This is a genomic window from Streptomyces sp. NPDC007901 (assembly GCF_042959465.1).
Taxonomy (GTDB): domain Bacteria; phylum Actinomycetota; class Actinomycetes; order Streptomycetales; family Streptomycetaceae; genus Streptomyces.
In genome coordinates this window covers 74,487-92,918 of the sequence record NZ_JBIBKW010000001.1, presented here as the reverse complement: position 1 = coordinate 92,918, position 18,432 = coordinate 74,487, and the positions used below count along the sequence as shown (strand labels likewise).

Below are 18,432 nucleotides of genomic sequence, written 5' to 3'. Positions count from 1 at the left end.
TCAGAGCGACGAGACGAAGGCGTCCCAGGCGGCCCGGTCGACGACGACGACCGGGCCGTCGGGGTTCTTGCTGTCACGGACGGGGACGACGGAGGTGAACTCGGGGGCGATTTCGACGCAGTCGCCGCCGTCGTCGCCGCTGTGGCTGCTCTTGATCCACGTCACTGAGGTCACCGTAGCCCTCCATCAAGTCGCTGATCCAGACGGCGGATTCGCGAGCCGACAGGATGTCCGCCCTGAGCACATCATAGATACGGCTCATCTCGACGTACGCGTCCGGATCGTTGTTGAAATAGCCGCGACTCAGCGACTCCGAGTAGATCCAGCGGTCGCCGTCGGGCAATGTGATCAGCGACATCGGCTGGTTGGGGCGATGGAGATCGAATCGACCGCTCGGAGCCACCTGGATGCGGACGTTGGGGAGTTGTCCCACCCGCAGCAGATGCGCACACTGGTCCCGCATCACGGCGGGGCTACCCACCGGGTGGCGCAGACAGCTTTCGTCCAGTACGGCGATGTACGTCGGTCCGCCTTCGGCGAGGTAGCGCGGCTGTCGACTCAGGCGGGCTCGAACCCGGTTGTCGAGCACGTCACCGCTGGCCCTCCGGGAGACCAGCGCCCGCACGTAGTCCGGGGTCTGCAGCAAACCGGGCACGACCATGGACTGGTAGGCGGACAGCGCAACAGCCTTCGCCTCCATTTCCACCATGCGCGCGAACCAGTCCGGATGCTCCACCTGCGGATACCAGTCGACCAGCCCCCACAGCCGTCCCAACGCCCCGCCGGTGCCCAGCACTTCGTCCGCCCTCTTCGCGAACGTGTCCTGCGGCACCCGCGTCCCCGCCTCCACGCGCGCCACCAGTGACCGGTCGCAGGGGATCTGCCGGGCCAGCGCCTCCTGCGTCAGGAGCGCAGCCTCGCGGAAGTGCCGTAGCAGCTCCCCGAAAATGGCGGCGTTGGTGGTCACCGTCCCGAGCCCCCTTCCGTGACAACGCCCGGTGTCACGCGCCGGGCATTGATACCGACCGTTCCCCTCCGCGACGCTCGATACACCCAGAGTCACGGAGAGCGCATGGACCAGGACACCGAACGTCAGATCCCGGCGGGAACGGTCGTCTACGACACCCGTTGGGACAAGGTCGGCGAGTACCGCGGGGCGGCGGGCCCCTACGCGCTGCTACGACCGCTCGGCGGCGGCCGGGAGTGGGAGACGCGGCCGGAGCTGATCCGCCCGGCGACCGCGGAGGAACGGCTCAGCGCGGAGGTGCGGGCGGCCAACCGCCGTTCCACCGCCCTCACTTACCCGGTGCCGGACCTGCCCGCCCCGGAGCCGGTGCCCGGCTGCGTCGCCTGCGCGGAGTTCGCCGGGCGGCGGGATGCCGCCGAGGCGGGGGCCGACGCGAGCGGGACGACCGACGCCACCGTGCTCCTGCGCAGACATCTGCGCGGGGACCACTGGGGGACGCCGGGACGCTAGCAGGACGGTTCGTCCGGCAGGTGGACCTTCGCCCACTGGCCGAGTTCCTTCAGCGAGGGTTCGAGGGCGGCGCCGGCGGCGGTGAGGCGGTAGGAGACGCGGAGCGGCGGGCCCTCGTCGACCTCGCGGACGAGGAGGCCGGCGGCGCCGAGTTCGGTGAGCCGGTCGGAGAGCATGCGTTCGCTGATGCCGGGGATGGCGCGGCGCAGGTTGGCGAAGTGCGTCGGCTGGTCCATCAGGACGGACAGGATCGGGCCGTTCCAGCGCTTGCCGAGCACCTGGAAGACGCGCGTGATGCCGGTGTCCACGGCTTTGCACTGTTCCGGGTCATGGGCCTGCTCCAACGCCATGGCATCAGGGTACAGCCCTGGAGAGGAAAGGGGGTGAAAAAAAGTAAGTACCTGTGTTATCTATAGCTGAGTACGAAACCTCAGCCACTCGGAGATTCTCATGGCCACCCTTCTGCACATCGACTCCTCGCTCCTCCCGGGCGAGGCCTCCTCCTCCCGTTCCGTCACGGACGCCTTCCGCAAGGCATGGCAGGAACAGCACCCCGACGGCACGGTGGTCTACCGCGACCTCGCCGTGGAGCCGGTGCCGCACATCACCGCGGCCGCGCACACCGCCGGTTTCATGGACCCCGCCGCCCACAGCCCGGAGCAGGCGGCGGCCTTCGCGGAGCGGGTGAAGCTGATCGAGGAGCTGGAGCAGGCCGACGCCGTGCTCATCGGCGCCCCGATGTACAACTTCACGATCCCCTCGACGCTCAAGGCGTGGCTGGACAACGTGATCCTCTTCGGCCGCACGATGGGCGAGAACCCCTCCGCCAAGGGCACCCCGGTCACCGTCGTCGCCAGCCGCGGCGGCTCCTACGCGCCGGGCACCCCGCGCGAGCCGTTCGAGTACGTGCAGAACTACCTGGCGGCGGCGCTCGGCGACGGGCTCGGCCTGGAACTCGACTTCATCGTCCCGGAGTTGACGATGGCTCCGCAGAACCCGGCGATGGCCGAGCTCGTCCCGCTGTACGAGGCCTCCCGGGAGCGCGCCCTCCAGGAGGCGGCGGCCAAGGCGAAGACCCTCGCGGAGCGTCTCGCCGCGTAGCGCCACCCGCCCGCCGGTCCGATTGCGCCGATCGGCCCAGCAGCGCATGCCGGTGGCGTGCGGTTGTGATGGACGGGTTGCGCCCCCCGATGCCCAGGAGGCAGTCATGCGCATCCGTTCCCTCGCCGTCACCGGCGCCGTCACCGCGGTCCTCGCCCTCGCCGGCTCCACCGCCGCCTACGCCGACAACGGTGCCGAGGCCAAGGGTTTCGCCGCCAACAGCCCCGGCATCCTGTCGGGCAACGTCGTCCAGGTGCCGATCAACATCCCGATCAACGTGTGCGGCAACACCGTCAACGTGATCGGCCTGCTCAGCCCGGCCATCGGCAACACCTGCAAGAACGGCTGACCCCGGCCGCGGAAGCCGTATGCTCGAGGAACTTCCGGAGGACGACGCGCCTCCGGAAGTTCCTCGCGTACGTGCAGGTTGTACGCCGGTGAGCCGCCCGAAGCGGACAGTGCGCCTCTGGGCCGGACCGGGAACGAACCCGACACTTACCTCGTATGACGACTGCTCCCGCCGGTTCCACCACCACCAGTAGCGCACCCGAATACGGTGACCGGGTCATCGCCGTGGAGGCGGCGGGCTCGGAACCGATCCCCGACGCCGAACGCCACGGCAGCCCGCTCCAGCTCCTGTGGACCTGGGCGTCCCCCAACATCGAGTTCGCGACCGTCTACATCGGCGTGATCGCGGTCCTCTTCTTCGGCCTGGACTTCTGGACGGCCACCGCCGCGATCCTGCTCGGCACCGCGCTCGGCGCGGTCACCCAGGGTGTGCTGTCCCTGGACGGCCCCCGGTTCGGCGTCCCCCAGATGGTGATCGGCCGGTTCTCCTTCGGCCACCGCGGCAACATCCTGCCCTCCGCCGCCAACGGACTGCTCGCGGGCGTCGGCTGGTTCGCGGTGAACAGCGTGAGCGCCGCCTTCGCCCTCAACACGCTGACCGGACTGCGCCCGCTCCCCTCGCTTCTCCTCGTGGTGGTCGCCGAGATCCTGATCGGCTTCATCGGCCACAACTTCGTGCACACCTTCGAGAAGTACGCGTTCCCGGGGCTCGCGGTGATCTTCCTGCTCGCCGGGGTGTGGACCTTCAAGGACGCCGACCTCGGCGGAGGCGGCTCGGGCGGCGGCATCGGCGGCTTCCTGCTCGCGTTCAGCGCGGCCTGGGGCTACGCGGCCGGCTGGAACCCGTACGCCTCGGACTACTCGCGCTATCTGCCGCGTACGGCGGACAAGGTGCGGACGGTGCTCTGGCCGGCCGTCGGCCTGTTCGTGTCCGTGTCGATCGTTGCCGTCATCGGCGCGGCCTCGGCCACCATCCTCGCCCCGAAGGACGCCACCCCGACCGCCGCCTTCACCGGCCATCTCCCCGGCTGGCTCGGCGACCTCGTGCTGATCGCCATCATGCTCGGCGGGGTCTCGGCGAACGCCCTCAACGTGTACTCCGGAGCGATCTCCATCGCCTCCTTCGGCCTGAAGCTCCCCACCTGGCTGAGCCGCGGCGCGCTGGTCGTGGTGTCGGGCATCGCCGGCACGGCGGCGGCCTGGGCCTCGCTGGACGACGCGGGCGCGGCCTACGAGGCGTTCCTGCTGGTCATCGCGTACTGGGTGGCGCCCTGGCTGGGCGTGGTCCTGGTCGAGCGGTGGCTGCAGCGCCGTACCGCGACCGACGCGGAACTCGCCGCCCGGCTGACCGACCACTCCTTCACCAACTGGCCAGGGCTCGCCTCCCTGTTGATCGGCGTGGTGGTGTCCGTCCCGCTCTTCTCCAACCAGGAGGACTACGTGGGCTGGGTGCCGAAGCACCACCCGGCCTTCGGCGACATCACCCCGGTGGTCGGCTTCGCGGTGAGCGCGCTGCTGTACGCGGCGCTGCGGAGCCGGGGCCGGGTCCGGCCGACGCCGTGACCCGGACCGGCTGACCGGGGGCGCTAGTCGGCCTCCGACGCGAGGTACTTCTCGTACTGGTCGGCGCTCAGCAGTTCCTTGAGAGCCGCCTTGTCGGTGACCTGGATCTTGATCACCCACGCCTCGTGCGGCTCGGAGTTGAGCAACTCGGGCTCGTCGCTCAACTCCTCGTTCATCGCGACCACCTTGCCGCCCACCGGCATGAAGAGGTCGCTCACCGACTTCACGGACTCCACGGTGCCGAAAGGTTCGCCCGTCTCGACCGTCCGGCCCACGGTCGGGACGTCCACGAACACCATGTCACCGAGCTGCTTCTGGGCGAACTCGGTGATCCCGACGGTGGCGGTGCCGCCGTCGACGCGGACCCATTCGTGGCCCCGGGTGTACTTGTAGTCCGTCGGGTAGATGGCCATGGCACAGCTCCTTCGAAGTCGGTCGGCGCCATCAGCCTGCCACCTCTCTCGCTCTGCGTAACGGACCGGATACACCACCCGGGTGACCTAGTCGTCGTCGCGCAGGCGGCGCCAGATGCGGCTGCGGTGCAGCAGGAGCAGCGAGCCGAGCGCGGCGACCAGCTGGAGACCCACGGCGAGAAACCAGAACTCGTCCCGGGTCTCCAGCCGGTTCGTCAGGAACTCGAAGTTCATGCCGAAGAACCCGGTCAGGAAGGACAGCGGCAGGAAGATCACCGACACGATCGCCAGCCGGTTGATCACGCCGTTCTGTTCGCCCGCGACCAGGGAGCCGTAACTGGCGAAGGCCCGGCGGGCGGCGTCCTGGAGGGACTCGATGTCGGCGAGCACCAGGCGTGCGGTGCGCTGGAACTCCAGGGCGAGGCGTTGCCGTTCCACCGGGAAGTCCGGGCTCATCATCCTGCGGGTGATCACCTCCTCGACCACCTGCAGATAGGGCAGCAGCGCGTGGTGCAGCCGGGCGGACCAGCGGCGCTCCTGGGACAGCAGGTAGATCTGCTCGGGCCGCCGCCCCTCGAACATGTCGTCCTCCAGCTCCTCCACCCGCAGCACCGCCCGCACCGCGGCCCGGCGGAACGTCACCAGCGACTCCTGGAGCAGCAGGAACAGCGAGGCGACGGCGTCGGAGGGCCGCTCCCGCCGCAGTTGCGCCGTGATGGCCGCCGCCAGCCCGGCCCGGCGGCCCCAGTGCGCGACCACCAGGAAGCGCTCCGAGGCCAGGGCGTGCACCTGGGCGATGTCACCGTCGTGCACGACCGGCACGACGAACCCGGCGACCTCGCCCAGGAACTCGGCCCGCGCGGACTCGTCCCGTCTACCGAACCACCCCAGGTCCTCGTCCTCCAGCCCGAGCCGGCGGGCCACCGGCTCGTCCGCCGCCGCCGGGCCCTCCTCGTCGGGCAGTTCGACGTCGAGGAGCAGAAAGCGGTCGGTGGCGAGCCGCTGCCGCGCCTCCGCCACGGAGATCCGCGCGGTGCCCCCGTCCGGCACCGACACCACCGTCACGATCATCGCCTCACCACTGGTCCCGTGGCCCACACCTTCAGCGTGTGTGCGGCGGGCGCCCGGCGCATCCGGATGCCCTCGGCTGCCGCGCGGGACGGCCCCGAACGGGTGAGGGCCGGCCGAGTCCGAGGCCATGACCCCGACCAGCCCGGCCAAGGCGGCCCAGATCATCTGCCGCGGGGTGGAGCAGGGCCGGACCCGCATCCTCGCTCCGGGCGCGGTGACGGGGTTCCGTCAGGCGACCGTGCGCAGCCGGCCCGCCGCCGCCGTCGTACTCACGCCCCGGACCACCCGGTGCGCGCAGGCCGCCGTCAGCAGCTCGCCCAGCAGGTCCGGGTCGTCGATCTCCAGGCCGAGGAGGGACTCGATGCGCTCCAGGCGCTGGTACAGGGACTGGCGGCCGATGTGGAGCAGGGCGGCCGTGCGGGTCGGGGAGCAGCCGTGCCGCAGATGCACCTCCAGGGTGCGGACCAGGTCGCTGGCGTGGGCCGCCTCCCAGGCCAGCAGTGGGCCGAGGGTGTGCCGGACGAGGGCGGCGAGGCGGTCGCGGTTGGCGGCGGTGCCGCCCCGGGTCAGCTCGCGTTCCAGGGCGAGGGCGCGCGCGGAGGTCACCAACGGGCCCTCGGGAACGGCGGGTTCGGCGGACGGCACGGTCAGGGCCAGCTCCAGGGTGGTACGGGCCGCGCGCAGCGTCTCGCTCCAGTGCAGCCAGCCGCCGTCGGCCTCGACGGCGTGTCCCAGGGCTACGGTGAGCCCGGGACCGGCGGCCGTACGGAAAGCCTCCTGCACGGCTCGGACCGGATCACCGGCACCGAGCCCCCCGCCGGGCACCGCACCCCTGCCACCCCGCCCGGCACCCCTTCGGCCGCTGTCGACAGCCCCACCCCGTGCCACGTTTCCGCGCCCGCCGTCAGCGCCACCACCCCCACTCCGCCCGCGGTACGCGCCCGGCAGGGCGATCAGCGCCAGCACGTCGCCGGGGAACGCGGCGCGCAGTACCGTCGCGCCGCTCAGGAGGCGGACCGCGCGGTCCACGGTTCCGGTCTCGCGGGGTCCGTGGACCGAGACCCCGATCAGGCGGGAACCGGGCCCCGGATGGAACCCGGCGAGCGCCGACCGGGCCTCCACCTCCGGCTGGTTGAGGGCGGCGCGGTCGGCGAGGTCGGCCAGCAGGGCCGCCGTGTGGTCGTCGCCCCAGGGCCGTACCACCGACCGCCCGGCCAGTCCGCGGGCGACGATCGCGCGGTTCGCAGCCTCCGCGATCCGGACGAAGGGCACCACCCGGTGCAGGGCCAGCAGCGGCAGGCCGAGCCGGCGGGCCTCGTCGGTGACCTCCGTGGGCATGGCGGGAAGGGAGCGGCCGACCTCCACGGCGAGTCCGGCCGCACCGCGCGCGGCCAGCTCACGGACATAGCGGCGGCGGACCTCCTCGCCCGCGTCGGTCAGCCCGAAGCCGTTGGTGAGCAGGAGTTCGCCGCCGTCGAGGAAGTTGGCGCCCTCGTAGACCTCGCTGGAGTGCACCCAGCGCACGGGCCGGTCGAGGGCGTCCTCCCCGGCGAGCAGTTCGGGGCGGGCGGCCCGCACCGGGTCGAGGGCGAGGACTTCGCGGAGGGTGAGTGCGGGCACGGGGACCTCCAGGGGACGGGCACGGGCCCTGACATTTCGTCCGGCCGCGGGTTGCCCGGAGGGTACTTTCCGCACGTTGCCCTCGTGTTTCGGCCACAGGAGAGTGGAGACATGGATCAGTCACAAGCCCGGGCCTGGCTCGCCACCGCCGTCGCCGAGGCCCGCGCCGGCCTCGCCGAGGGGGGCATCCCGATCGGCGCCGCGCTCTACGGCGCCGACGGCGCGCTGCTCGGCCGCGGGCACAACCGGCGGGTACAGGACGACGACCCTTCCATGCACGCGGAGACGGCCGCCTTCCGCGCGGCGGGCCGGCAGCGGTCGTACCGGGGCACCACCATGGTGACCACCCTGTCGCCGTGCTGGTACTGCTCCGGTCTGGTCCGCCAGTTCGGCATCACGCGGGTGGTGGTCGGCGAGGCGGCCACCTTCCACGGCGGCCACGACTGGCTCGCCGAGCACGGTGTGGAGATCGTCCTGCTGGACGACCCGGAGTGCACCGGCCTGATGCGCGACTTCATCGACAACAATCCGGCCCTGTGGAACGAGGACATCGGCGATGAGTGACACGACAAGCTCCAGCCCCCGTATCCCCACCATCGACCTGCGGCCCTGGCTCGACGGTGACGAGGCCGCCCGGCAGGAGATCGCCCGGACCGTCGACGCGGCCCTGAAGACCGCCGGCTTCCTGCTGGTCACCGGGCACGGCGTGGACCCGGAGCTGCGCAACTCCGTACGGGAGGCCGCGCGCGCCTTCTTCGCGCTGCCGGCCGAGGTCAAGCAGGCGTACGAGGTGAAGGTCGGCGGCCGGGGCTGGCTGGGGCCGAAGGCCGAGGCCAACGGCTACTCGGAGGGCACCGAGACCCCGCCCGACCTGAAGGAGTCGCTGACCTTCGCGACCCACGAGCCCTTCGACGACCCGGCGGTCAACGCGGAGTGGTACGCCCCCAACGTGTGGCCGGACGAGATCCCCGCCCTGCGGACGCTCTGCGAGGAGTACCTGGAGCGGATGGCCGGGCTGGAGAAGGAGCTGCTGTCCCTGCTGGGGTACGCCCTCGGGCTGGAACCCGACTTCTTCTCCCGGCACATGGACCATCCGACGTACGGCTTCAACATCAACTGGTACCCGGGGACGGACGTCATCGGCGAGCCCGAGCCCGGCCAGTTCCGGATCGGTCCGCACACCGACTTCGGGACGGTGACCATCCTGGACCGGCAGGCCGGCAAGGGCGGACTCCAGGTGTACACCGACGAGGGCGGCTGGGAGGACGCTCCCTTCGACCCGGCCGCCTTCACCATCAACATCGGCGACCTGATGGCCCGTTGGACCGGCGACCGGTGGCGCTCCGGACGGCACCGGGTACTGCCGCCGCCCACCGACGCCCCCGCCGAGGAACTGATGTCCCTCGTCTACTTCGGCGAGTGCACCCCGGGCACCCTCGTCGAGTCCGTACCGGCCCCGGTCGGCCGGGTGGCGTACCCGGCGGTCGACTCGCACGTCTATCTGCGGGGGAAGCTCGACTCCATCACCGTCGGCTGATCTCACAGCGTCAGGATTCGTGACCCAACAGTTGCACAGACGGTTGCACGGGCGTGGGGCGTTGTTCGACGTCGAGCCGGCCGGGCTCGTGCCGAGGATCGTCGGGTTACGGCCGTACCAGCACCGTGCCCATCCCCTCGAACACCCCGGTGAGCTGCCGTTCGTGGTGCTGACCGGTGCCCGGGGGCTCGGCAAGAGCGCGGTGCTCGGCGAGTTGCGGGACGCGTACAAGGGGCACACCCCGGTCGCGTTGGTCGACTGCGCGGAGCCGCAGTTCGCGGGGCCGCCGGCCGAGCGGCCCGCCGAGTCCTGGTCGCCGGTCGCGCAGGCGCTGCTGGTGATCGCCGAGCAGCTGGCCGAGCCGGTGACGGGCGCCGGGCGGATCACCTTCCCACGGCTGATGTCGGGCCTGGTCGCGGTGGCCGCGGGCGGCTGGGGCGACGCGGACTCGGAGCGGATCCGGCGCGAGGTGGAGCGGATCCTGTTGCTGAACGAGAGCGGCTCGTGGATCAGCGGGCTCGCCGGGCGCTGGGCCGGGAAGGTGACCGCGAAGGTGGTGGCCGCCGCGACCGGCACCGGGCCGCTGGTCTCCGGGGCCATCGAGGCCACCCTGGAGTCGGTCGCCGAGGGCTTCGCCAGCCGCCGGCAGCAGAAGGCGTCCGTCTGATACCGCACCTACCCCAACGCCGGCGGACACGCCCAGCGCGGGCTGATCCTGCTCTCCGGGCACTTCCGGGCCGGCGGCACCTCCCGCGAGCACGCCGAGCGGTATCTGGTCCGGGCCCTGCTGGATCCGGGAGGCGGTGCCGGAGGGCCGGCGGGTGCCGACGCCGGCCGACGTGGGTCTGCAGTGGCCGCTGGTGAAGGGGTCGCTGCGGGTGGCCGGGGCGAGCGGGTGGATCTGCCTCGACGCACACGGGAACCCGTACGACAAGGCGGTGCCGATCGTGGAGCTGCGGGCGGAGGGTGGGTCGCGGTTCGTGACGATCGCGTGGCCGGAGGGGAAGCCGCCGGGTTCGGAGTGTCTGCCGCCGTCGTGAGCCGCGGGTTCGGTGGGGGCTGGTCGCGCCCACGCGGCGGAGCCGCAAAGTGACACAGCCCCGCGCCCCTGACGGGGCGCTTCAGCCGGGGCGTATCAAGAAGCCAAGGAGTCGATCAGGCGTTCGAAACGCGTCCGCCATGCCTGTTCCGTGTCCACCTCGCCCTTGAACTCGTGGGTGAAGCGCAGGGCCGTACCGCTCTCCCCGTCGCGCTCCAGGTGGAAGCGGATCCGGCCGCCGCCCTCCACGGTGTACTCGGCGATCCGGTCGACGTCCCAGGCGGTCACGGTGCCGGTGCCCAGATCACCGAAGGTGACCGTGCCGCCCAGTCTCGGTTGCAGGACGTCCGCCGGGGTGAACCAGGCGGCCAGGCCCTCCGGAGTGGAGAGGCTCGGCCAGACCTGGTCCATCGGCCTCGGCAGTCGTATCAGCAGCTGAAGGACGGCCATGGCACCAGTGTCGCCCTTTGTCGGCTCAGACGCCCGCGTAGGAGTGCTTGCCGGTGACGAAGATGTTGACGCCGTAGTAGTTGAACAGCCAGCAGCCGAAGGCGATCATCGCCAGGTAGGCGGCCTTTCGGCCCTTCCAGCCGGCGGTGGCGCGGGCGTGCAGGTAGCAGGCGTAGGCGACCCAGGTGATGAAGGACCAGGTCTCCTTGGGGTCCCAGTTCCAGTAGCGGCCCCAGGCACTGCCCGCCCAGATCGCGCCCGCGATGATCGTGAAGGTCCACAGCGGGAAGACCGCCGCGTTGACGCGGTAGGCGAACTTGTCGAGGGAGGCGGAGGCGGGCAGGCGCTCCAGGACCGAGGTGGCGAAGCGGCCGGGCTTGCCGCCGGCCTCCAGCTTGCTCTCGTAGGAGTCCTTGAAGAGGTAGAGGACCGTGGCCATCGCGCCCACGTAGAAGACCGCGCCGCAGAAGATGGCCGTCGAGACGTGGATGTACAGCCAGTACGAGTGCAGGGCCGGGACCAGCGGCTCGCTCGCCGTGTAGAGGACGGTGACCGCGAGACCCAGGTCCAGCAGGACCGAGGTGATCAGGAAGAGGCCGAGCCAGCGGACGTTCTTCCTCAGGGCCAGCAGGGTCAGGTAGACGCCGACCGCGACCGTGGAGAACGTGATGTTGAACTCGTACATGTTGCCCCACGGCGCCCGCTGCACGGAGGCCGCGCGGGCGATCACGCCCGCGAGTTCCACGAGGAAGGCGAGGACCGTGAGGGAGATCGCGATCCGGCCGTAGAGGTCGCCCTGTTCGTCGCCGCCGTGGGCGCCGGGGCCGTCCGGGACGTCCCGCGAACCCGCGGCGGACCGCACGACGACCTGCGGGCGTTCCAGTACGGCGGTGCCGCCGGCCTTCTTGACCGTGACGGCGGGCGCCTTCTTCGTCTCCGCCGTGGCGGTCAGCGCGTTGGCCGTACGGGCCACCCGGCTGCGGCTGCCGAGCAGCCATTCGAAGATGTACGCGAAGAAGGCCAGCGTGTAGACGGCCATCGAGGAGTAGATGAGCGTGTTGCTCATGCTCGCCAGATGTTCGTTGGTCGCGGCGAGGGTCGTTGCGGCGGCGGAAGTCATCGCTTCTCAGCCCCTTCGGAAGGTACGACTTCGGGGTCGGGGGATTCTGCGGGGTCTTCGGTGTCGGGGTCGGGGGCCCCTGGTGCCTGGTCGTAGAGGATGCCCGCGAGGTCGCCCAGTTCCTCGGGCACCTTCGCGGACTCGCTGCGGCCGAGGCCGGCCATCTCGACGACGGTGACGCCGTCGGGCCCCTGCACCGCGCGCACCCACACGCGGCGGCGCTGGATGAACAGCGAGGCGGCCAGGCCGAAGATCGCGGCGACCGCGCCGGCCAGCGCCCAGCCGCTGCCGGGCTCCTGCACGATCTCGAAGCCGGCCCATTCCTTGACGTCCTTCTCGAACGTCACGGAGCCGGCGCCGTTCGGCAGCTGCATGGTCTGGCCGGGCTTGAGGTTGTCGCGGAACTGCGCCCCCTTGGAGTCCTTGAACTCCTTCATGTGGGACTTGTCCAGCTGGTACACGCTCTGCGGGATGCCGGAGTTGACGCCCAGGTCGCCGTGGTACGGCGTCAGGTTCAGCACCGGGTTGTTCAGCGCCGGGAAGCTGGACAGCACCGAGGAGCCGCCGCCGTAGGTCGGCAGGAAGAACAGCGAGATGCCGAGCTGTTCGCTGACGTTCTGGGCGTTCTTGTAGCCGTCCATCACCTTCACCACGCCCTGGGAGGTGACGTTGGCGTCGAGCGGGAGCAGCGGCACGGCGTCGTGGTAGACGACGTTGCCCTTGCCGTCGCGGACCGTGATGACGGGCGCGTAGCCGTGGCTGACGAGGTAGACCTTGGCGTCGTCGATGTGCAGCGGCTCGTTCACCTTGATGGTGGTCCGCTTCGACTTGCCGTAGGCCCCCTCGCTGTAGTCGATGTCCGCCTTGAAGGAGACCGCGGTGCCCTTGCTGGGGCCGCTCGTCTGGTAGCTCGCGGAGAAGTTCTTCAGGTCGAAGCTGAACGGCACCAGGTCGTCGGTGCTGAACATCGAGCCGGACTTGAAGTCGTCGTACTGGAGGATCGAGTTGGCGAACCCGTCGCCCTCGACGACCAGCTTGGTGCCGTCCGACTTGTACATCTGGCCGGAGGCGAAGGCGACCAGCAGCACGATCAGCGCGATGTGGAAGGCCAGGTTGCCGAACTCACGGACATAGCCCTTCTCGGCGGCGACCGCGGTGCCGACGGGGTGCGCGCGGAAGTGCCGCTTCTTGAGCAGCTTCAGGGCCGCCTCGCGGACCTCCTCCGGCTCGGCCGCCGTCCGCCAGGTCGTGTACGCGGGCAGCCGGTCCAGCCGCTTGGGGGCGCCCGGCGGGCGGCCGCGCAGCTGGCCCACGAACTGCCAGGCGCGCGGGATGATGCAGCCGATGAGGGAGACGAACAGCAGGATGTAGATCGCCGAGAACCACACCGAGCTGTAGACGTGGAACAGGCCGAGCTTGTCGTAGATCGGCGCCAGCGTCGTGTGGGACTTGCGGAAGCCGGCGACCTTGGAGATGTCGGCGCCGCTCTGCGGGATCAGCGAGCCGGGGATCGCGCCCAGCGACAGCAGCAGGAGCAGCAGCAGCGCGACCCGCATCGAGGTCAGCTGCCGCCAGAACCAGCGGGCCCAGCCGACGACCCCGAGACCGGGGACGATCGCCGACTCCTCGACGGGGGCGGTGGAGAGCTGGGAGGCGGCCGCTCCGAGGTCCTGCTCGCCGTTGTCGGTTTCGGTCTTGCTCATCGATCAGATCCCCACAGTGAAGCCGGCGGACCAGGACTGCATGTCCTGCACGAGACGGTCCCAGGCACCCGTCAGCAGCAGCAGACCGGTCACGATCATCATCGTGCCGCCGATCCGCATCACCCAGACATAGTGGCGCTTGACCCAGCCGAAGGCACCGAGCGCCTTGCGGAAGGCGATCGCGGTGAGCACGAAGGGCACACCGAGTCCCAGGCAGTAGGCGACGGTCAGTATCGCACCGCGCCCCGCGCTGCCCTGCTGGGAGGAGAGGCTCAGCACGGCGGCGAGCGTCGGGCCGATGCACGGGGTCCAGCCGATCCCGAAGAGCGCGCCGAGCAGCGGCGCCCCGAGCAGGCCGGCCACCGGACGCCGGTGGAAGCGGAACTCGCGCTGGGTGAACCAGGGCATCAGGCCCATGAAGAACAGCCCCATGGCGATCATCAGGACGCCGAGCACCTTGTTGAGGGTGCCGGACTGTTCCTGCAGGTCCTGGCCGAAGTAGCCGAACAGGGCGCCGCTCGACACGAACACGACGGTGAAGCCGAGCACGAAGAGCGCGGCGCCGGTGGCCATCCGGCCACGCCGGGCCTCCGCGAGATCGGTGCCGGCGACGCCCGTGACGTACGAGAGGTAACCGGGGACGAGGGGCAGCACGCAGGGCGAGAAGAAGGAGACGAGTCCGCCCAGCAGCGCGATCGGCAGGGCGACCAGCAGGGCGCCGTTGAGGACGGTCCCATTGGTGCCGACGGCGGCGGCGAGTGTGCTCACGTCACTTCTCCGCGACGACCGGCTTGATCATCTTCAGCAGGTTCTCCTCGCTGAGCGCGGCCAGCGAGCGCGCCGCGACGTTGCCCTGCCGGTCGAGGACCAGGGTGGAGGGGATCGCCTGCGGGTTGAGCGTGCCCTTCTTGAAGCGGAGCATCAGCTTGCCCGTCGGGTCGTACAGGCTCGGGTACTCGATGCCGTTCTGCTTCTCGAAGGCGACCGCGGAACCGGTGCTGGTGTCGCGGGTGTTGATGCCGACGAACTGGACGCCCTTGCTCGCGTAGTCCTTGGAGACGGAGGCGAAGTAGGGCGCCTCGGCACGGCACGGGCTGCACCAGGAGCCCCACACGTTGATGACGACGACCTTGCCCTTGTAGCTCGCCACGTCCAGCGTCTTGCCGTCGATGGTCTTGCCCGACAGGTCGGGGGCCGCCGCGCGGTGGCCCTTCGCGACCGTGTCGATGCCGTCCTTGCCGGTGACGAAGTTGGTGTTGCCGCCTCCGCCCGAGGTGCCGCCGTTGCCGCACGCGGACAGGGTCAGGGCCGCCGCGGCGGCCATGGCGCCAAGCAGGACGGCGCGGCTACGGGTACTCATGTGAAAAGTTTCGCATGCCCGTTCTGGGGATCTTGCGCACCCCCCTCGGTCCGGGAACGGCCCCTTTCGGGAACCCTTTCAGGCCGGGGTTCCCTGCTTGAGGAATGACCTCCAGCCGCCGGTCGGGCGCTGCCCGACGTCCAGCGTGCGCAACCGCTCCAGCACCTCCGGCTTCTGGACGTCCATCCAGTCCACGAACTGCCGGAAGGAGACCATGCGCACGTCGGCGCCCTTCTCCTTCTCCCGGGCGATGTGCTTGAAGGCCTCCTCGACGGCGTCCATGTAGATGCCGCCGTTCCACTGCTCGAAGTGGTTGCCTATGAAGAACGGCGCCCGGTTTGTCTTGTACGCCCGCTCGAATCCCGCTATGTACGCCTGCCCGGACTGCTGCCGCCAGCCCGGGTAGTTGTAGGCCGGGGCCTTCGTCGAGTTCACCGACTGGTTGGCGAGCATGTTGTAGTCCATGGAGAGGACCTCGAAGGAGCGCCCCGGGAACGGTATCTGCTGCAACGGCAGGTCCCAGATGCCCAGCTTCTTCGTCGGCCAGACCTGGCGGCCGCCCGGCGAGGAGGCGTCGTAGCGCCAGCCCAGCTCGCGGGCGGTGGGCAGCAGGTTGTTCTGGCCGAGCAGGCAGGGCGTACGGCCGCCGACCAGTTCCTTGTCGTAGTCGAAGGGCAGGGCGGGCAGGTCGGTCCAGCCGGTGTTGGTCCGCCAGCCCTTCACGAACGCCTTGGCCTGGTCTATCTCGCTGCGCCACTGCTTGGGCGTCCAGTTGCCGACCGTGCCGTAGCCGCCGCAGAAGTGCCCGTTGAAGTGGGTGCCTATCTCGTGCCCTTCGAGCCAGGCGCGGCGGACGTTGGTGAGGGTCGCCCTGACGTGCTCGTCGGTGAGGTAGCCGATGTCGGAGGCGCCGCGGGGGTTGTTCGGCGGGTCGTAGAGCCGCTTCTTCGACTCGGGGAGGAGGTACAGGCCCGAGAGGAAGAAGGTCATCGACGCACCGTGCTCCCTGGCCAGGTCCAGGAAGCGCGGGAAGAGGCCGTTGCCGACCTCGCCGGCGCCGTCCCAGGAGAAGATCACGAACTGCGGCGGGGTCTGCCCGGGCTCCAGCGGCTCGGGGGCGGCGGGCTGATGGGGCTGCCGTCCGGTGTCGGAGGTGGAGCCGTCACCGAGGGGACGGGCGTTGGGCTTCCTGGAGGCCCTGCCCGACGGCCGCTTGGTGGAACCGGCGGCGGGGGTCGGTCCGTCCGACGGGGTGAGAGTGCCGCAGCCACTGAGCCCGAGCGCGAGCCCGGCCGTGGCACCCGCGCCGACGCCGAGCATTCCCCTTCGCGTGATGGTCCGCATGCTTCCCCGATTCGTCACGTCCTCTGGTGGTCACCCAGTCAGAGGGCGTGACGAACAAGCGGGTTCCGCAGCGTCTGTTGTATTTCACGACAAATATCACGAACGTACGGCTATGTACCGTACGTCACCTTGAGCTCACACCCGGCTCACGCCCCGAAGGCCTTGTCCTTCCCCTTCACCGGCTTGGCACCGGCGCGCAGATGGGCCGGAACAAGGTCGATGGCGGGCTCGGAGTAGCCCACGGAAACGATCCTGTCGCCCTCGTAGGTGAACGTCGTCAGGGAGGCGAGGGTGCACTGCCGCTTGCGCGGGTCGTGCCACAGCCGGCGCTTCTCGACGTACGACCGCAGGATCCAGATCGGCAGCTGGTGGCTGACCAGCACGGCCTCGTGACCGCGCGCCTGGTCCTTGGCCGCGTCCAGCGCGCCCCGCATCCGGACGACCTGGTCGACGTACGGCTCGCCCCAGGACGGCCGGAAAGGGTTGACGAGGTACTTCCAGTTGGCGGGGTTCTTCAGCGCCCCGTCGCCGACCCCGAAGGTCTTGCCCTGGAAGATGTTCTCCGCCTCGATGAGCCGCTCGTCGGTGCCGAGGCCGAGCCCGTGCGCCTTGGCGATCGGGGTCGCGGTCTCCTGCGCGCGCTCCAGCGGGGAGGCGACGACATGGGTGACGTCCCGGCCGGCGAGGTGCTCGGCGACCCGGTCGGCCATCTGCCGCCCGAGCTCGGAGAGGTGATAGCCGGGGAGCCGCCCGTACAGCACGCCCTCCGGATTGGCGACCTCCCCGTGCCGCATCACATGCACGACGGTGATGTCCCGCTGCTCACTCTGCTCGCTCATGCTGCCGTGGCCTCCGCGGCCGCTCGGGCCGCCGCCGGGAGGGCGTCGGCGATCTTCTGGATGGCCCGCTCGTCGTGGGCCGTGGACACGAACCAGGACTCGAAGGACGACGGCGGCAGGTAGACACCGTCGGAGAGGAGGGAGTGGAAGAAGGCGGTGAACCGGAAGGACTCCTGGGCCCGCGCGTCCTCGTAGTTCCGCACCGGGCGGTTGGTGAAGAAGACGGAGAACATGTTGGAGGCGGTCTGCACCTGGTGCGCGACGCCCTCCTTGTTCAGCGCCTCGCCGACCAGCCCCCGGATCTGCTCCGACACCGCGTCGACCTTGTCGTACGCCGCGTCGTCGAGCAGCCGCAGCTGGGCGAGCCCGGCGGCGGTGGCGACCGGGTTCCCGGAGAGGGTGCCGGCCTGGTAGACGGGACCGGCCGGGGCGAGGTGCGCCATGACGTCCGCCCGCCCGCCGAAGGCCGCGGCCGGGAAGCCGCCCCCCATGACCTTCCCGAAGGTCATCAGGTCGGGCACCACGCCGTCGATCCCGAACCATCCGGCCCGGCTCGTCCGGAACCCGGTCATGACCTCGTCGGAGATGTACAGCGCGCCGTTCTCGCGGCAGGCGTTCTTCAGCCCCTGGTTGAACCCGGGCGCGGGCGGCACGACGCCCATGTTCCCCGGCGAGGCCTCGGTGATCACGCACGCGATCTCGCCGGGGTGCCGGTGGAAGGCCTCCTGCACGGCTTCGAGATCGTTGTACGGCAGCACGATCGTGTCCCCGGCCTGGGCACCGGTGACTCCGGGCGTGTCGGGCAGCGCGAAGGTGGCGACGCCGGACCCGGCGGCGGCAAGGAGGCTGTCGACGTGTCCGTGGTAGCACCCGGCGAACTTGATCACCTTGGTGCGCCGGGTGAAGCCGCGGGCGAGCCGGATGGCGGACATGGTCGCCTCCGTCCCGCTGCTGACCAGCCGCACCTGCTCCAGGGGCTCGATCCGGGCGACCATCTCCTCCGCGAGGGCGACCTCACCCTCACCGGGCGTACCGAAGGAGGTACCGCGGGAGACGGCGTCCTGGACGGCGGCGATGACCTCGGGGTGCGAGTGCCCCAGGATCATCGGCCCCCACGAGCACACGAGGTCGACGTACTCGCGCCCGTCCGCGTCGGTCAGGTAGGCCCCCTTGCCGGAGACCATGAAACGAGGCGTGCCGCCGACGGCACGGAAGGCACGCACCGGCGAGTTCACACCACCGGGCGTGACGACGGAGGCACGGTCGAAGAGCGCCTGTGAGACGGGCGCGTCGTAGGGATAGGGCTTTTCGCTCTGGGCACTCATGACGTGCGACTTCTCCGACTTCTCGGACTCCGGCTGCTGGGTGACCTCCTCAGGGTAGGCGGAGGACGGTGGTCTTCTCGCAGCGGAGGACGGCAGTCTCCGGTCGGCGGGCGGGGCATCTG

General features: G+C 70.5%; 21 protein-coding genes and 1 pseudogene. 8 read left to right on the top strand and 14 right to left on the bottom strand.

What is annotated here, in order from left to right:
• Positions 1-111, bottom strand: coding sequence for a DUF397 domain-containing protein (locus ACFZDK_RS00490; RefSeq protein ID WP_390970024.1), 111 nt, complete (start codon positions 109-111; stop codon positions 1-3).
• Complete coding sequence (locus ACFZDK_RS00485) at positions 74-967, bottom strand: Scr1 family TA system antitoxin-like transcriptional regulator (protein WP_390968366.1); 894 nt, start codon at positions 965-967, stop codon at positions 74-76. The genes ACFZDK_RS00490 and ACFZDK_RS00485 overlap by 38 nt, the downstream gene beginning before the upstream one ends.
• 105 nt (positions 968-1,072) lie before the next feature.
• Here ACFZDK_RS00485 and ACFZDK_RS00480 point away from each other — a divergent pair, with 105 nt between their 5' ends.
• Positions 1,073-1,477: a hypothetical protein gene (locus tag ACFZDK_RS00480; protein ID WP_390968364.1), complete on the top strand. Its 405-nt coding sequence runs from the start codon at positions 1,073-1,075 to the stop codon at positions 1,475-1,477.
• On the opposite strand, the gene ACFZDK_RS00475 is transcribed toward ACFZDK_RS00480, so the two are convergent.
• A complete protein-coding gene (locus ACFZDK_RS00475; protein WP_390968362.1) occupies positions 1,474-1,827 on the bottom strand; it encodes a winged helix-turn-helix transcriptional regulator in 354 nt (117 codons plus the stop codon). The genes ACFZDK_RS00480 and ACFZDK_RS00475 overlap by 4 nt on opposite strands.
• 100 nt (positions 1,828-1,927) lie before the next feature.
• On the opposite strand from ACFZDK_RS00475, the gene ACFZDK_RS00470 reads away from it, so the two are divergent.
• The 3 genes from ACFZDK_RS00470 (at position 1,928) to ACFZDK_RS00460 (ending at position 4,489) form a co-directional block, all read left to right on the top strand.
• Positions 1,928-2,578: an NAD(P)H-dependent oxidoreductase gene (locus ACFZDK_RS00470; RefSeq protein ID WP_390968360.1), complete on the top strand. Its 651-nt coding sequence runs from the start codon at positions 1,928-1,930 to the stop codon at positions 2,576-2,578.
• Positions 2,579-2,684: 106 nt separating this feature from the next.
• A complete protein-coding gene (locus ACFZDK_RS00465; protein ID WP_390968358.1) occupies positions 2,685-2,927 on the top strand; it encodes a chaplin family protein in 243 nt (80 codons plus the stop codon).
• Between the two features lie 155 nt (positions 2,928-3,082).
• Positions 3,083-4,489, top strand: coding sequence for a cytosine permease (locus tag ACFZDK_RS00460; RefSeq protein WP_390968356.1), 1,407 nt, complete (start codon positions 3,083-3,085; stop codon positions 4,487-4,489).
• A 23-nt stretch (positions 4,490-4,512) separates the two neighbouring features.
• Here the strand turns inward: ACFZDK_RS00460 and gcvH are convergent, their stop codons facing one another.
• The 3 genes from gcvH to ACFZDK_RS00445 form a co-directional block, all read right to left on the bottom strand.
• A complete protein-coding gene (gene gcvH, locus ACFZDK_RS00455; RefSeq protein WP_390968355.1) occupies positions 4,513-4,902 on the bottom strand; it encodes a glycine cleavage system protein GcvH in 390 nt (129 codons plus the stop codon).
• A gap of 87 nt (positions 4,903-4,989) precedes the next feature.
• Positions 4,990-6,000 carry a CorA family divalent cation transporter gene (locus ACFZDK_RS00450; protein WP_390968353.1) on the bottom strand — a complete coding sequence of 337 codons (1,011 nt, stop codon included), beginning with the start codon at positions 5,998-6,000 and terminating at the stop codon, positions 4,990-4,992.
• Between the two features lie 201 nt (positions 6,001-6,201).
• Positions 6,202-7,593, bottom strand: coding sequence for a PucR family transcriptional regulator ligand-binding domain-containing protein (locus ACFZDK_RS00445; RefSeq protein WP_390968351.1), 1,392 nt, complete (start codon positions 7,591-7,593; stop codon positions 6,202-6,204).
• A 111-nt stretch (positions 7,594-7,704) separates the two neighbouring features.
• On the opposite strand from ACFZDK_RS00445, the gene ACFZDK_RS00440 reads away from it, so the two are divergent.
• The 4 genes and pseudogenes from ACFZDK_RS00440 to ACFZDK_RS00425 all read left to right on the top strand — a co-directional run.
• The gene (locus tag ACFZDK_RS00440) at positions 7,705-8,157 is read left to right on the top strand and encodes a deaminase (RefSeq protein WP_390968349.1); all 453 of its coding nucleotides are present in this window, start codon (positions 7,705-7,707) and stop codon (positions 8,155-8,157) included.
• Positions 8,150-9,130, top strand: a complete 981-nt coding sequence (locus ACFZDK_RS00435) for a 2-oxoglutarate and iron-dependent oxygenase domain-containing protein (RefSeq protein ID WP_390968347.1) — start codon at positions 8,150-8,152, stop codon at positions 9,128-9,130. The genes ACFZDK_RS00440 and ACFZDK_RS00435 overlap by 8 nt, the downstream gene beginning before the upstream one ends.
• A 61-nt stretch (positions 9,131-9,191) precedes the next feature.
• Positions 9,192-9,797, top strand: a complete 606-nt coding sequence (locus ACFZDK_RS00430; protein WP_390968345.1) for a hypothetical protein — start codon at positions 9,192-9,194, stop codon at positions 9,795-9,797.
• 124 nt (positions 9,798-9,921) lie between these two features.
• Positions 9,922-10,170 (top strand): annotated as a pseudogene (locus ACFZDK_RS00425) (hypothetical protein); the annotation flags it as partial.
• Positions 10,171-10,265: 95 nt separating this feature from the next.
• On the opposite strand, the gene ACFZDK_RS00420 reads toward ACFZDK_RS00425, so the two are convergent.
• The 8 genes from ACFZDK_RS00420 to hemL all read right to left on the bottom strand — a co-directional run bounded on the left by ACFZDK_RS00420 (position 10,266) and on the right by hemL (position 18,310).
• Positions 10,266-10,619 carry an SRPBCC domain-containing protein gene (locus ACFZDK_RS00420; protein WP_390968343.1) on the bottom strand — a complete coding sequence of 118 codons (354 nt, stop codon included), beginning with the start codon at positions 10,617-10,619 and terminating at the stop codon, positions 10,266-10,268.
• Positions 10,620-10,644: 25 nt separating this feature from the next.
• Positions 10,645-11,739: a c-type cytochrome biogenesis protein CcsB gene (ccsB, locus tag ACFZDK_RS00415; protein WP_390968341.1), complete on the bottom strand. Its 1,095-nt coding sequence runs from the start codon at positions 11,737-11,739 to the stop codon at positions 10,645-10,647.
• Positions 11,736-13,442, bottom strand: coding sequence for a cytochrome c biogenesis protein ResB (locus ACFZDK_RS00410; RefSeq protein WP_390968339.1), 1,707 nt, complete (start codon positions 13,440-13,442; stop codon positions 11,736-11,738). The genes ccsB and ACFZDK_RS00410 overlap by 4 nt, the downstream gene beginning before the upstream one ends.
• 3 nt (positions 13,443-13,445) lie before the next feature.
• The gene (locus tag ACFZDK_RS00405) at positions 13,446-14,210 is read right to left on the bottom strand and encodes a cytochrome c biogenesis protein CcdA (RefSeq protein ID WP_390968337.1); all 765 of its coding nucleotides are present in this window, start codon (positions 14,208-14,210) and stop codon (positions 13,446-13,448) included.
• 1 nt (position 14,211) lies between these two features.
• Positions 14,212-14,802 (bottom strand): redoxin family protein, encoded by a 591-nt coding sequence (locus ACFZDK_RS00400; protein WP_390968336.1) that lies wholly within the window; start codon positions 14,800-14,802, stop codon positions 14,212-14,214.
• A gap of 78 nt (positions 14,803-14,880) precedes the next feature.
• The gene (locus ACFZDK_RS00395; protein WP_390968334.1) at positions 14,881-16,146 is read right to left on the bottom strand and encodes a hypothetical protein; all 1,266 of its coding nucleotides are present in this window, start codon (positions 16,144-16,146) and stop codon (positions 14,881-14,883) included.
• 146 nt (positions 16,147-16,292) lie between these two features.
• The gene (locus ACFZDK_RS00390) at positions 16,293-16,985 is read right to left on the bottom strand and encodes a histidine phosphatase family protein (protein WP_390968332.1); all 693 of its coding nucleotides are present in this window, start codon (positions 16,983-16,985) and stop codon (positions 16,293-16,295) included.
• The gene (gene hemL, locus ACFZDK_RS00385) at positions 16,982-18,310 is read right to left on the bottom strand and encodes a glutamate-1-semialdehyde 2,1-aminomutase (protein WP_390968330.1); all 1,329 of its coding nucleotides are present in this window, start codon (positions 18,308-18,310) and stop codon (positions 16,982-16,984) included. Before hemL ends, ACFZDK_RS00390 begins: the two co-directional genes overlap by 4 nt.
• Positions 18,311-18,432: the final 122 nt, after the last annotated feature.